Here is a 14,316-nt window from a genome sequence, read left to right as displayed (position 1 = left end):
TTTCTATTGAGGTAGTTTTAATTGCTTAGGTTTACATTTACATGTAAAAGGTATGGATTGCGTAATTTTTATGACGTGAAATAATGTGCAATTAGAATGATTGATAATAAAGGTAATAATAGTGGCAACTGCAGCTGTGTTCTTAGACCGTGATGGTGTGATTAATAAAGATAAAGGTTATGTTTCAAAAATTGATGATTTTGAATTCATTGATGGCAGCATTGAAGCAATGCAATTATTGAAGGCGCATGGTTATCTATTAGTTGTAATAACAAATCAGTCTGGTATTGCACGAGGTTATTATACTGAAGATGAATTTATGACGCTCACGGAATGGATGGATTGGTCACTTGCCGATCGGGGTGTCGATCTTGATGGTATTTATTATTGTCCTCATCATCCCGAAAAAGGTATTGGTGATTATAAGCAAGATTGTTTATGTCGTAAGCCAAATACAGGGATGTTAGATAGTGCAGGTAAAGATCTAGATATTGATTTTGCTAACTCGTATTTAGTGGGTGATAAACTATCTGATATTCAGGCTGGTCAAAAATCACAGCTCAAAGCCAATTATTTGGTGTCGACGGGTAAAGTGCTATGTGAAAAAGGTGCAGAAGCAGCAGATGCTGTGTTTATAGACCTATTATCTGCGGCTAAAACGATAGTTAACGACTAAATCGACACTTGTTGGTTGTTATTTGAGCAGTTGCGTTTTTTTTAAGGAAAAGTCTTGCCAATAAAACGTAGTTCTCTATAATCCACCCCACTGACACGGCAGCAGCCGCTCAGTATGTTCTTTAACAATTTATTCAAGCAATCTGTGTGAGCACTTGCAGAGATATAATGACCAAAAATTATATCAATGTAATTGTGAACATTAAATTAAATCGAAAGATTTGGTTTTATAAACAACAAACCTCGGTTTGTTGTTGAAGTACAGAATTCATTGAGCCGACTTAATCAACGTCGTTGATTAGTCAAAAAACTTTTAATTGAAGAGTTTGATCATGGCTCAGATTGAACGCTGGCGGTAGGCTTAACACATGCAAGTCGAGCGGAAACGAAGAATAGCTTGCTATTCTGGCGTCGAGCGGCGGACGGGTGAGTAATGCTTGGGAATCTGCCTAGTCGAGGGGGACAACAGTTGGAAACGACTGCTAATACCGCATACGACCTACGGGTGAAAGGGGGCCTCTTCTTGAAAGCTCTCGCGACTAGATGAGCCCAAGTGGGATTAGCTTGTTGGTGAGGTAAGAGCTCACCAAGGCGACGATCCCTAGCTGGTCTGAGAGGATGATCAGCCACACTGGAACTGAGACACGGTCCAGACTCCTACGGGAGGCAGCAGTGGGGAATATTGCACAATGGGGGAAACCCTGATGCAGCCATACCGCGTGTATGAAGAAGGCCTTAGGGTTGTAAAGTACTTTCAGCGAGGAGGAAAGGCAGTAGATTAATACTCTACTGCTGTGACGTTACTCGCAGAAGAAGCACCGGCTAACTCCGTGCCAGCAGCCGCGGTAATACGGAGGGTGCAAGCGTTAATCGGAATTACTGGGCGTAAAGCGCATGCAGGCGGTTTGTTAAGCGAGATGTGAAAGCCCCGGGCTCAACCTGGGAACTGCATTTCGAACTGGCAAACTAGAGTTCTTGAGAGGGTGGTAGAATTTCAGGTGTAGCGGTGAAATGCGTAGAGATCTGAAGGAATACCAGTGGCGAAGGCGGCCACCTGGCAAGTAACTGACGCTCAGATGCGAAAGCGTGGGTAGCAAACGGGATTAGATACCCCGGTAGTCCACGCCGTAAACGATGTCTACTCGGAGTTTGGTTCCTTGAGAACTGGGCTCTTAAGCTAACGCATTAAGTAGACCGCCTGGGGAGTACGGCCGCAAGGTTAAAACTCAAATGAATTGACGGGGGCCCGCACAAGCGGTGGAGCATGTGGTTTAATTCGATGCAACGCGAAGAACCTTACCTACTCTTGACATCCATAGAACTTTTCAGAGATGAATTGGTGCCTTCGGGAACTATGAGACAGGTGCTGCATGGCTGTCGTCAGCTCGTGTTGTGAAATGTTGGGTTAAGTCCCGCAACGAGCGCAACCCTTATCCTTATTTGCCAGCACGTAATGGTGGGAACTCTAAGGAGACTGCCGGTGATAAACCGGAGGAAGGTGGGGACGACGTCAAGTCATCATGGCCCTTACGAGTAGGGCTACACACGTGCTACAATGGCGCATACAAAGGGCTGCAAACCAGCAATGGTAAGCGAATCCCATAAAGTGCGTCGTAGTCCGGATTGGGGTCTGCAACTCGACCCCATGAAGTCGGAATCGCTAGTAATCGTGAATCAGAATGTCACGGTGAATACGTTCCCGGGCCTTGTACACACCGCCCGTCACACCATGGGAGTGGGCTGCACCAGAAGTCATTAGCTTAACCTTCGGGAGGGCGATGACCACGGTGTGGTTCATGACTGGGGTGAAGTCGTAACAAGGTAGCCCTAGGGGAACCTGGGGCTGGATCACCTCCTTACGTAAAGTTGTTAATTTTTGTAAGTGCCCACACAAATTGCTTGAATAGAAACGTTAAAGACAGTCTTATGAAAATAAGACAACGTTTGGGATGAAATCCAAACGTAGAAAGTAAATAGTGTCCCGTTCGTCTAGAGGCCTAGGACACCGCCCTTTCACGGCGGTAACACGAGTTCAAATCTCGTACGGGATACCATCTTTCTTCTGTAAGGAAGATGGAGTATTTTTTCTTTCTGATTAAAAATCAAAGCTAAGCAGCGAATGCTTATCTTTGCTTTTTAGCAAATTGCTCTTTAAAAATTTGGAAAGCTGAATAAATAAAGAAGTTCTTAAAACACGTTATTGCTTCGGCAATAACAATATAGTGTTCTTGAGTATTCTTGAGGCGAAAAAAACTAGATAATACCTAGTTATTTCAATTGTACGGTCGACTTTAGATTGTATGGTTAAGTGACTAAGCGTATACGGTGGATGCCTAGGCAGTCAGAGGCGATGAAGGACGTGTTAATCTGCGTTAAGCTGTGGGGAGTTGATAAAAAGCGTTAATCCACAGATTTCCGAATGGGGGAACCCACTCTACTTTGTAGAGTATCGTAACGTGAATACATAGCGTTGCGAAGCGAACCGGGAGAACTGAAACATCTAAGTACCCCGAGGAAAAGAAATCAATAGAGATACCCTTAGTAGCGGCGAGCGAACGGGGTCTAGCCCTTAAGCAGTTTGGAAGTTAGTGGAAGATTCTGGAAAGTTTCACGATACAGGGTGATAGTCCCGTACATGAAAACGACCTTACTGTGAAATCGAGTAGGACGGCACACGTGATATGCTGTTTGAATATGGGAGGACCATCTTCCAAGGCTAAATACTACTGACTGACCGATAGTGAACCAGTACCGTGAGGGAAAGGCGAAAAGAACCCCTGTGAGGGGAGTGAAATAGAACCTGAAACCGTATACGTACAAGCAGTGGGAGCAGACTTGTTCTGTGACTGCGTACCTTTTGTATAATGGGTCAACGACTTAATTTCAGTAGCAAGGTTAAGCGAATAGCGGAGCCGTAGGGAAACCGAGTGTTAACTGCGCGAATAGTTGCTGGGATTAGACCCGAAACCCGGTGATCTAGCCATGGGCAGGTTGAAGGTTGAGTAACATCAACTGGAGGACCGAACCGACTAATGTTGAAAAATTAGCGGATGACTTGTGGCTGGGGGTGAAAGGCCAATCAAACCGGGAGATAGCTGGTTCTCCTCGAAAGCTATTTAGGTAGCGCCTCGCGTCTAACTATTGGGGGTAGAGCACTGTTAAGGCTAGGGGGTCATCCCGACTTACCAACCCTTTGCAAACTCCGAATACCAATAAGTTCAATCGCGGGAGACACACGGCGGGTGCTAACGTCCGTCGTGGAAAGGGAAACAACCCAGACCGTCAGCTAAGGTCCCAAAGTGTATGTTAAGTGGGAAACGATGTGGAAAGGCTCAGACAGCCAGGAAGTTGGCTTAGAAGCAGCCATCTTTTAAAGAAAGCGTAATAGCTCACTGGTCGAGTCGGTCTGCGCGGAAGATTTAACGGGGCTAAACATACCACCGAAGCTACGGATGCAAGACTTGTTCTTGCATGGTAGAGGAGCGTTCTGTAAGCCGTCGAAGGTGAGTTGAGAAGCTTGCTGGAGGTATCAGAAGTGCGAATGTTGACATGAGTAACGATAATGGGGGTGAAAAACCTCCACGCCGAAAGACCAAGGGTTCCTGTCCAACGTTAATCGGGGCAGGGTGAGTCGACCCCTAAGGCGAGGCCGAAAGGCGTAGTCGATGGGAAACAGGTTAATATTCCTGTACTCACTTATATTGCGATGGGGTGACGGAGAAGGTTAGGCTAGCATGGCGATGGTTGTCCATGTTTAAGGTTGTAGGCTGTGTGCTTAGGTAAATCCGGGCGCACATTAAGGCTGAGAGCTGATGACGAGTCTCTACGGAGATGAAGTAGTTGATACCCGGCTTCCAGGAAAAACCTCTAAGCTTCAGATATAAGAGAATCGTACCCCAAACCGACACAGGTGGTTAGGTAGAGAATACTAAGGCGCTTGAGAGAACTCGGGTGAAGGAACTAGGCAAAATGGTACCGTAACTTCGGGAGAAGGTACGCCGATGATGGTGAAGGACTTGCTCCGTAAGCTATTGTCGGTCGCAGAGAAATGGTGGCTGCAACTGTTTATTAAAAACACAGCACTGTGCAAAATCGAAAGATGACGTATACGGTGTGACGCCTGCCCGGTGCCGGAAGGTTAATTGATTGGGTTAGACTTAGGTCGAAGCTCATGATCGAAGCCCCGGTAAACGGCGGCCGTAACTATAACGGTCCTAAGGTAGCGAAATTCCTTGTCGGGTAAGTTCCGACCTGCACGAATGGCGTAATGATGGCCACGCTGTCTCCACCCGAGACTCAGTGAAATTGAAATCGCTGTTAAGATGCAGTGTACCCGCGGCTAGACGGAAAGACCCCGTGAACCTTTACTATAGCTTGGCACTGAACATTGAACCTACATGTGTAGGATAGGTGGGAGACGTTGAAGCATTGTCGCTAGATGATGTGGAGTCAACCTTGAAATACCACCCTTGTACGTTTGATGTTCTAACGTAGGTCCCTTATCGGGATTGCGGACAGTGTCTGGTGGGTAGTTTGACTGGGGCGGTCTCCTCCCAAAGAGTAACGGAGGAGCACGAAGGTTGGCTAAACATGGTTGGACATCATGTGGTTAGTGCAAAGGCATAAGCCAGCTTAACTGCGAGACAGACACGTCGAGCAGGTACGAAAGTAGGTCTTAGTGATCCGGTGGTTCTGAATGGAAGGGCCATCGCTCAACGGATAAAAGGTACTCCGGGGATAACAGGCTGATACCGCCCAAGAGTTCATATCGACGGCGGTGTTTGGCACCTCGATGTCGGCTCATCACATCCTGGGGCTGAAGTTGGTCCCAAGGGTATGGCTGTTCGCCATTTAAAGTGGTACGCGAGCTGGGTTTAGAACGTCGTGAGACAGTTCGGTCCCTATCTGCCGTGGGCGTTTGAGAATTGAGAGGAGCTGCTCCTAGTACGAGAGGACCGGAGTGGACGAACCACTGGTGTTCGGGTTGTTATGCCAATAGCATTGCCCGGTAGCTAAGTTCGGAACTGATAACCGCTGAAAGCATCTAAGCGGGAAGCAGGCCTCGAGATGAGTTCTCACTGGGACTTTAAGTCCCCTGAAGGGCCGTTGGAGACTACAACGTTGATAGGCAAGGTGTGTAAGTGCTGTGAGGCATTGAGCTAACTTGTACTAATTACCCGTGAGGCTTAACCATACAAATTAAAGTATGATTAATTGAAATACGACTTAAGAATAGATTGAACACTACTATTTATCGAAAGATAGGTTTTAAAGACTTCTTTATTTATAGCTTTTCAGATTTTAAAGATACAACTTGAAAGCAAACCAAATTTGCTTGGTGACCATAGTGTTGCGGTACCACCTGATCCCATTCCGAACTCAGTAGTGAAACGTAATAACGCCGATGGTAGTGTGGGGCTTCCCCATGTGAGAGTAGGGCATCGCCAAGCGCCAAATTGAGTCGAAAGACTACAATCAAGGTTTTATACCTTGTATAAAGAATAGACTGATGGAAACATTAGCACAGATTGTGCGGAGTGGTAGTTCAGTTGGTTAGAATACCGGCCTGTCACGCCGGGGGTCGCGGGTTCGAGTCCCGTCCACTCCGCCAACAACAACGAAAGCCTGAATCGAAAGATTCAGGCTTTTTTTGTGCCTGAAATTCAGGATACAAAAATACAGATTGTTCGGGGTGGTCGTTCAGTTGGTTAGACTCTTTACCTAAAAAAGGCGGCCTGTCACGCTGCCGAAGGCTTCGCGGGTTCTAGTCCCGGCACTCCGCCAACAACAACGAAAGCCTGAATCGAAAGATTCAGGCTTTTTTTGTGCCTGAAATTCAGGATACAAAAAATACAGATTGTTCGGAGTTGTCGTTCAGTTGGTTAGACTCTTTACCTAAAAAAGGCGGCCTGTCACGCTGCCGAAGGCTTCGCGGGTTCTAGTCCCGGCACTCCGCCAACAACAACGAAAGCCTGAATCGAAAACTTTTTGTTAGAAATAGAGGCTTTTTTTGTGCCTGAAATTCAGGATACAAGAATACAGATTGTTCGGAGTGGTCGTTCAGTTGGTTAGACTGTTTACCTAAAAAAGGCGGCCTGTCACGCTGCCGAAGGCTTCGTGGGTTCGAGTCCCGGCACTCCGCCAACAACAACGAAAGCCTGAATCGAAAACTTTTTGTTAGAAATAGAGGCTTTTTTTGTGCCTGAAATTCAGGATACAAGAATACAGATTGTTCGGAGTGGTCGTTCAGTTGGTTAGACTGTTTACCTAAAAAAGGCGGCCTGTCACGCTGCCGAAGGCTTCGTGGGTTCGAGTCCCGGCACTCCGCCAACAACAACGAAAGCCTGAATCGAAAACTTTTTGTTAGAAATAGAGGCTTTTTTTGTGCCTGAAATTCAGTGATAAGTATTGAGCAGATTGTGCGGAGCGCTCGTTCGTATGAGTCTATTCAGTTGGTGAGACTCTTTATAAAAGCATAAGCGGCCTGTCACGCCGGGGATCGCGGGTTGTGGTTTGTAGAAAGCCGTCCACTCCGCCAACAACAACGAAAGCCTGAATCGAAAACTTTTTGTTAGAAATAGAGGCTTTTTTGTGCCTGAAATTCAGGATACAAGAATACAGATTGTTCGGAGCGGTCGTTCAGTTGGTTAGACTGTTTACCTAAAAAGGCGGCCTGTCACGCTGCCGAAGGCTTCGTGGGTTCGAGTCCCGGCACTCCGCCAACAACAACGAAAGCCTGAATCGAAAACTTTTTGTTAGAAATAGAGGCTTTTTTTGTGCCTGAAATTCAGGATACAAGAATACAGATTGTTCGGAGCGGTCGTTCAGTTGGTTAGACTGTTTACTTAAAAAAGGCGTCCTGTCACGCTGCCGAAGGCTTCGCGGGTTCGAGTCCCGTCGACTCCGCCAACAACAACGAAATTCGGTTGAAGATAAAACATAGATTGTACGATGCAATCGACAGCCATCCCTGGCTGCTAACGATCATCAGATCTTAGCAAGTGATGTTGGGTAATTTCTATCGTGGGCAATCTCGCAAGCGAGTCTATTGATATCACTTTCAGATAAAGCCGTAAAACTTGCATTAACATTACGGCACTCTGTTAATTGCTCATGTGAGTAATCAAATAGTTTATGTATAATTTGATCTGCTACTGTGAGTGCTGACGATGCTTTAACTATTTCGGCTCTAGCATATTGCTGCCCTTCAAAAGAGACGTCATAAGCGCGTAGAGATACATCATTACCAGGTATTTGTTGCGCACCGAATAATGGCCTTCCTGCGGTTACTGCGTTGTTAAAGCTAGGGATAAAATGACTGATATGGTGAATCGCTTTTTTCGTTCGGCTATCAGACTCTTCTTTATTCCAACCTTGAACGAGCTTGTTGATGAAGCTTTTATCGAGCTTAGGTTGGGCACTGTCATCGGTACTCTTAGCTAAGCCATTTTTAAATAACGTGATCTCTTCAGTCATTCCGTGTAATTGGAAATAGCCATCAGGGTAAGGTGTTAATTGCGCCATACCTTCGGGTGTCCCTCGTTCGCCGTGAAAGACAACTTCAGGCCAACGTTCACTTTGTTCCCAATGCGTAATGTAGGCAGCCTTAAATTCAACCATTCGTTCTTTTGGTGTATCTGCCATGTCATCAATAATGCCTGTTCTATAACCACAAGCATTAATTAAATAATCAACTTCGGTTGTTGTCTGCTTATCGTTTTCAGCATGTGTGATTAACCAAGTCTTATCCGCAGTGTAAGCAACGTTTATCACTTTGTTGTTAACCAGTAAGTTGCAAGACGTTGAGGCATTCAAACTCAGTTCTGTACTTGCTGCGATACGGAATAAACTTAAACCGTACTCTTGAACCATCAATAATGGGAATTTAACTGAATCGAGATCAAGTGTTTTAGCAAGCGGGATCATCCAATCCGAAAATCGAGTTATCTCCTGCTGTTGTGATTCATGTTTTAATCGTTCAATGTCGCTGCGGGTAAACATTTGATAATAATCATCGGGGTCACCGAGTACTTTATTACTTTCATCGGCTTGAATTAACGCTTTGTAATGTTGAGTTAACAATTCAAGTCGTGGTAATAATTTTTCTATGTTACTGGCATCGCGTTGAGGGATTGCAATGACGGTTGGACGCTTATTAATGCAGTGCGGATAGATCTTCATTGTCGCGATTGACTGTTCTAATAACGTAAGGCATTGCTCGTCGGAAATGTCAGGGTAAAGGTTGCCGCCAGCATGTAAATGACATACTGGTGGGCCATTGACTAAGCTAACCCCTTCTTCAAATAAGGTCACATTTATGTCTAACCCAGCTAAACGCAGTGCGATAGTACTACCAGCGATACCACCGCCGATAACCGCAATGCGTTTTGATTTTAAAGTAGACGGTACGTTATTGATCATTTTCTTCGCAACGTATAAATAATTAGATGACTTATTATGCCAATTATTTATACTTGAATGAAACTTATTTTTAGTTAAAGTGTATTTATACTGCTAAATAGCGCTGAGCCTTTCGTATTCGCATGAACTTTATCCCGTTGCTAACCAGATCCCGACAAAGACCATCAGTGAGCCTGCGATTTTATTGAGTAAGCGGACATTATTACTTTTCTGTAAAAAAAGACGCAATGTTTGTCCACCGCTCGCATACATTAATAAACAGCTAAATTCAGTAATCAGAATAATAGCCACGAGTACGGATAGCTGTGGTGTTAATGCTTGGGTAGGGTTAATAAAAGGCGGTAATAGCGAGATCATAAATACCCAACCTTTTGGGTTCGCGATCGCAGTCACAAAGCCTTGGCTGGCTAATTGAATTGGCTTCACTGTGCTTTCAGGCCCTAGGCTATCAGAAATAGCGAGTTTACCCTTTGATCGCCACATTTGAATACCAAGGTAAATAAGGTAGCTACCACCGAGGAATTTAAGGGCTGAAAATGCGCTAGGGTATTTCAGCATAATCGTTGCTACACCAATAACTGCCAGAATAGCAACCAAGCCTACGCCGAATAACTCTCCCCACATCATGTGCAGACTGCGCTTTACGCCAATCGTCATGCCTAATGTCATCGATAATGTCATACACATACCGGGTGTAATAGAAACGAAGAAAAATGTAGGGATAAAAAGTGCTAAAAGCTGTAAATCGATGGCGGACATTATATAAACTTAGTTAATTAGATGAAGCTGAGTAATATATCATTCAAGAAGTTTTCTGTATTCTATTGTTGAATGAATATAAATTAGCCGTTTTTAACTTTGTGAACTTGATCAAGCCATTCATTTTTAAATTTAGCCAAGTATAGGTTTAAAAATTAATCCTTAAGCCTATACTTATCAATCACAGCAATTGTATTTAGAATTTAGACTGGAATGACGCTTTAATGATAAAATTTATTACCTCTCCACAAGACATGCGATTATCTGATGTTGAAACTGCACAGTATGATCAAATCGTAGATTATGTTACTGAAATAAGCCTGAATTTAATGGCTGTTAAAGTGACGAACCGACCTGAAGATTTTCTTGGCTGGTGTAATGAATTATACAATTACGCGCGTTACGGTATTAATATGGAATTGCTTGATGCAAAACATGAAAAACCGTTACAAAAATTATTGCAGTTATTAGAAAAGTCGATCACTTGCCGTCAGGTTAAAACGTCACGTATAACACCTTGGCCTTTCCTAAAAAACTTTATGCTTGATCAAGCTGATCGCCAAGCATTAGATGAACGTCTTCGCTTATTAAACTATATCAGCTCATTACGTATAAGTACGTTAGCGGATATGTCAGATCTTGAACGCCTCGCATTTGCAGGTAAACACTTATCTGCGCACGTACCTACAAAATTTGATTTTGATGTTGAACTATTTGGTAGTACACGTGGTTCAAAAGGCTTCCACGAGTTATTGCAACATACTCCATCTCTTCTTGATGACGCTTTAGCTGCGATCCCGTTAGAAGGCGAAGTGAGCGAAGCTGATTATAAAGAGTTTGTAAAACGTTATACAGCGGCTTTTGCTACCTTAGATAAAGGCAAAGCAGGTTTGTTTGTTGCGACTCGTTTATTGGCGATGCGCCGACCTGATGTATTCATGGTATTAACAGCATCAAAAGTAGATGCACTTTGCCAAGGTTTTGGTCTTGTTAAACTAAATGCAACAGACTTTACACGTTACTGGGTTGATATCATTGAAGCGATTCATCGTCAACCATGGTTTAAATCGGCACAGCCAGAAGATGCAACGGAACTTGAGCTATGGAATAACCGTGTCGTGTTATTTGATCTGTTCTTTTTTGTGGATAAAGATTTCGCTGCTAAATCAAATTATTTAAAATTGAAAAACAAGCCAATGGTTGTTCGTAGTACAGCGGGTGGCCGTACTCGTACAGCGGGTGCTGTTCGTCAAAAGCGTACTAAAGAAAGCGCAACAGAAGCGGTAGATCGTTTACTTGCAGAACCAGGATTACCTGCTTACTTGCAAGGTAAACGAGATTCTATGATTATTGAAGTTGAAAAAGGTAAAAGTGCAACAGAAGTAATGCTGTTAATTAGAGCAATCTTTGGCTAGCGCTTAGTGCATCTTTAGTCATTAAGGATCAAAGCATAGAAATAAAAAAGGCTTCAATAATTGAAGCCTTTTTAGTATTTATTATTTATTAAAGGCTAATTAAACCTATAGCTTGCAAGAACACGATTGCAATTGCTACTGGTGACAAGTAACGTAGACAGAACATAACCGCTTTATAAGCCACTTCTGATAAACCAAACTCTTCACGAGTGATTTTTTCATTTACAACCCAACCGACTAATACCGCAGTGAATAGACCGGCAAGTGGTAGCATGATGTTTGCTGTTAGCTTATCTAATGCATCAAAGAAGTTCAGGCCCATCACAACATCTTGAGCCCAAGGTGCACCACTGAGTGAGAATACTGTTAGTAGTGATAGACCCCAAATAGTACAGCCCGCTGTGATTGTTGCTTTAGTACGGCTTAAGCCAAGGCGTTCGTTCAAGTAGGCTACTGGTGATTCAAGAAGTGCTATCACGGATGTGAATGCAGCAAATGTCACCATTATGAAGAATAGCGTACCAAACAAACTACCTAATGGCATTTGACCAAACGCGATAGGTAATGACACGAATAGTAGACCAGGACCCGCAGAAGGCTCCATACCATTAGCAAACACGATAGGGAAGATAGCCATACCTGCGATAAGCGCAACCGCTGTATCCATGATCGCGATCCAGATAGATGTTTTCGCGATTGACGTACCTTCAGGCATATATGTACCGTAAATCATCATGATGCCTGATGATAAACTTAGGGTGAAAAATGCGTGTCCTAGCGCTGTTAATACACCATCAATAGATAATTTTGAGAAATCTGGCGAAAACATGAATTGTGCTGCTTCACCAAAGTTACCTGTTGCAGCGGCGTAAACCATGATAATCATCAATAAGACAAGCAATGATGGCATTAGGTAAGTAACGGCTTTTTCGAGACCGGCATTAACACCACGAATTAATACTAACATTGCAGCGACGATGGTAATTGAAGCCCATATGATCAACTGTGTTGTATCTGTAATTAACCCGGTGAATAGCGCTCCAATTTCATCTTTATGAGAAATTTCAGAACCTGCGGTTGCAAGGAAGTCACCACCGATACCAAAGAAGATGTAAGCTGCTGCCCAACCTGCAATGACGATATAAAAACTTAAAATTAATGAACCTGCAATAACACCTGATGCACCCAGTAGAGACCAAATGCTTGAACCGCCAGACTCTTTTGCAATCGTAGCTGAAGCATTAGCTGGTGATGTACGAGAGCGTTTACCAATCATTACTTCTGCCATCATGACAGGAATACCGATTAGTAGAATACAAAATAGGTAGACAAGAACGAATGCACCACCACCATTTTCGCCCATGATGTAGGGGAACTTCCAAAGGTTACCTAAACCTACAGCCGCGCCAGCTGCTGCAAGTACGTATTTAAATTCGCTAGACCAGCGATTGTCAATTGTTGTGCTTGTTGTCATTTTCCCATCCTGGGTTATGTATATAGTTATGTACATACTAATAACATATTAAAAACACCGGGATAAGGACTTTAATCAGATGATAACTCTAAAATGGCAGTTATTTATTTAGTTAACGCTTGATTGTTTGTGTTTTGAGGTTTAAAGCTTCGTGTATTTCTTTAATTTTGGTATTAAATGCTTATATTTTAAGCGTGTGCTGTATATTGCGTTTTTTTACTGTATTTGAGTTAATGAACTGTTGATTGTTTGTTTTTTATTCTAAAGCAAGTAGGGGCATAATCTAGAGGGGGGAGGAAACGCAATGAACCTGAATTGGCGTCCCAGTTCAGATTCATTGTGATTTTTTAGCTTATTATATCGAGAATCGAATTAAGCTGTCGCAGCTACCTTCGATAATGTTTTAGCTAAATTTTTGATGTAAGTATTTGTTAATGTTTCAAATTCAACTTTAACAACTGGTTTTAAACCGATACCAGCCAGACTTGGTAATGGAATTGTAATTACGGCATCTGTTAATAAGTTAATATCACAACCAGTACTAGTCTCAGTTATGATCCATTTACCAGATACTTTTGCACTATTATTAGCTGTTTCACGAGGTTCCCAAACAATTGATTTACTCGCTGCATCACAGGTATATTCGCATGCATAAATTGTTTGAAGTTGAATCGGTCCTAGACCAATTTTTTTCATTTCCCAACGGTAAGTATTTGCAGCTTCTTCGATCAAATGCTCTAGATCTGGAAAATGGCTAGTTGAAGCCGGAACGTCAGCTAAAAGCTTATAAACGGTATCTATATCTGCAGGCACTGTAAATTTTTTATTTAGTTGAATTTTTACGTCGAAAGCCATTTCAAGTGTTCCTTTATTTAATAATAGTGTTAAATATTCTAGGCTTAACGCGCTAGATGTATAATTTCTGCCGCTTACATTGCAACAGATGAATATTGTTGTCAAGAATGAACTATCAATTTTGGGGTATGTGTTATGGCTGTTTTACCTTCAAATATCGTCAGCTAAATGTGCCTATATATCCCTTTGTCGGGTAGATTGTAAGTTACACAAGATTATATACAGCGGTGTAACAACTATCATGCTTGTTTTGTATAAGATAGCGATTCGAACTGAAATGTATCATTGAGTAAATCAGTCAGATAATATTGATCTAATGTTTGTAGGAAGGCATCAATACCGGTTTCTAGTACTTTTTTTAATTGATAAATTGGCACAATGTCACTATCACTTGCGTTGGCATCTATGCCTTTCAAATTATTCTCGAGTGCTCTGACGAGCTGTCCAATATTAATTTCTGATGCGGGTTTTGCTAACCATATACCGCCATTTTTACCTCTCGATGATTCTATATAGTCGAGAGCTGACAGATGTGCTATGACTTTAGCAATATGGTTTCGTGATGCGTCATACACATTAGCTACTTCCGCAGAGCTTGAGCGCTGTCCTTTTGGAAGGGTGGATAAATACATGAGTGTGCGTATGCCAAAATCTGTATAAGTCGTTATCTTCACTTTAGTCACCATTGCAAATGTTATCGTAAGTTAATTATGCGCA

At 43.0% G+C, this 14,316-nt stretch carries 7 protein-coding genes, 2 tRNA genes and 3 rRNA genes; 7 read left to right on the top strand and 5 right to left on the bottom strand.

Annotation, left to right across the window (positions count from 1 at the left end; genetic code table 11):
* Positions 1-121: 121 nt before the first annotated feature.
* The 6 genes from gmhB (at position 122) to HWV03_RS18985 (ending at position 6,286) form a co-directional block, all read left to right on the top strand.
* Positions 122-676: a D-glycero-beta-D-manno-heptose 1,7-bisphosphate 7-phosphatase gene (gmhB, locus tag HWV03_RS19010; protein WP_211677393.1), complete on the top strand. Its 555-nt coding sequence runs from the start codon at positions 122-124 to the stop codon at positions 674-676.
* 313 nt (positions 677-989) lie between these two features.
* Positions 990-2,534, top strand: a 16S ribosomal RNA gene (locus tag HWV03_RS19005).
* A gap of 119 nt (positions 2,535-2,653) precedes the next feature.
* Positions 2,654-2,729 (top strand) — tRNA-Glu (locus HWV03_RS19000).
* 248 nt (positions 2,730-2,977) lie between these two features.
* Positions 2,978-5,869 (top strand): 23S ribosomal RNA (locus tag HWV03_RS18995).
* A gap of 140 nt (positions 5,870-6,009) precedes the next feature.
* A 5S ribosomal RNA gene (gene rrf, locus HWV03_RS18990) occupies positions 6,010-6,125 on the top strand.
* The 16S, 23S and 5S rRNA genes sit together here with 2 tRNA genes alongside, the layout of an rRNA operon.
* An 84-nt stretch (positions 6,126-6,209) precedes the next feature.
* A tRNA-Asp gene (locus HWV03_RS18985) sits at positions 6,210-6,286 on the top strand.
* A 1,376-nt stretch (positions 6,287-7,662) separates the two neighbouring features.
* On the opposite strand, the gene HWV03_RS18980 is transcribed toward HWV03_RS18985, so the two are convergent.
* A complete protein-coding gene (locus HWV03_RS18980) occupies positions 7,663-9,096 on the bottom strand; it encodes an FAD-dependent oxidoreductase (protein WP_211677391.1) in 1,434 nt (477 codons plus the stop codon).
* 129 nt (positions 9,097-9,225) lie between these two features.
* Entirely contained in the window at positions 9,226-9,855 is a 630-nt protein-coding gene (locus tag HWV03_RS18975) for a LysE family translocator (RefSeq protein WP_211677390.1), read from the bottom strand.
* Positions 9,856-10,079: 224 nt separating this feature from the next.
* Here HWV03_RS18975 and HWV03_RS18970 point away from each other — a divergent pair, with 224 nt between their 5' ends.
* Positions 10,080-11,270 carry a hypothetical protein gene (locus HWV03_RS18970; RefSeq protein ID WP_211677388.1) on the top strand — a complete coding sequence of 397 codons (1,191 nt, stop codon included), beginning with the start codon at positions 10,080-10,082 and terminating at the stop codon, positions 11,268-11,270.
* Positions 11,271-11,358: 88 nt separating this feature from the next.
* On the opposite strand, the gene HWV03_RS18965 is transcribed toward HWV03_RS18970, so the two are convergent.
* From HWV03_RS18965 to HWV03_RS18955, 3 genes are all read right to left on the bottom strand, one after another.
* Positions 11,359-12,744 carry a sodium-dependent transporter gene (locus HWV03_RS18965; RefSeq protein WP_211677386.1) on the bottom strand — a complete coding sequence of 462 codons (1,386 nt, stop codon included), beginning with the start codon at positions 12,742-12,744 and terminating at the stop codon, positions 11,359-11,361.
* Between the two features lie 372 nt (positions 12,745-13,116).
* Positions 13,117-13,599 (bottom strand): SRPBCC family protein, encoded by a 483-nt coding sequence (locus tag HWV03_RS18960; protein ID WP_211677384.1) that lies wholly within the window; start codon positions 13,597-13,599, stop codon positions 13,117-13,119.
* Positions 13,600-13,838: 239 nt separating this feature from the next.
* Positions 13,839-14,273, bottom strand: coding sequence for an Rrf2 family transcriptional regulator (locus HWV03_RS18955; RefSeq protein WP_249185378.1), 435 nt, complete (start codon positions 14,271-14,273; stop codon positions 13,839-13,841).
* Between the last annotated feature and the right edge of the window lie 43 nt (positions 14,274-14,316).

The organism is Moritella sp. 36, assembly GCF_018219415.1.
GTDB lineage: Bacteria > Pseudomonadota > Gammaproteobacteria > Enterobacterales > Moritellaceae > Moritella.
This window is presented reverse-complemented; position numbering and strand designations above follow the sequence as displayed.

Excerpts from the sequence above, each read along its gene's own strand:
- HWV03_RS18965 (WP_211677386.1), bottom strand. The coding sequence starts at position 12,744 with ATGACAACAAGCACAACAATTGACAATCGCTGGTCTAGCGAATTTAAA.
- HWV03_RS18960 (WP_211677384.1), bottom strand. The coding sequence starts at position 13,599 with ATGGCTTTCGACGTAAAAATTCAACTAAATAAAAAATTTACAGTGCCT.
- HWV03_RS18975 (WP_211677390.1), bottom strand. The coding sequence starts at position 9,855 with ATGTCCGCCATCGATTTACAGCTTTTAGCACTTTTTATCCCTACATTT.
- HWV03_RS18970 (WP_211677388.1), top strand. The coding sequence starts at position 10,080 with ATGATAAAATTTATTACCTCTCCACAAGACATGCGATTATCTGATGTT.
- HWV03_RS18980 (WP_211677391.1), bottom strand. The coding sequence starts at position 9,096 with ATGATCAATAACGTACCGTCTACTTTAAAATCAAAACGCATTGCGGTT.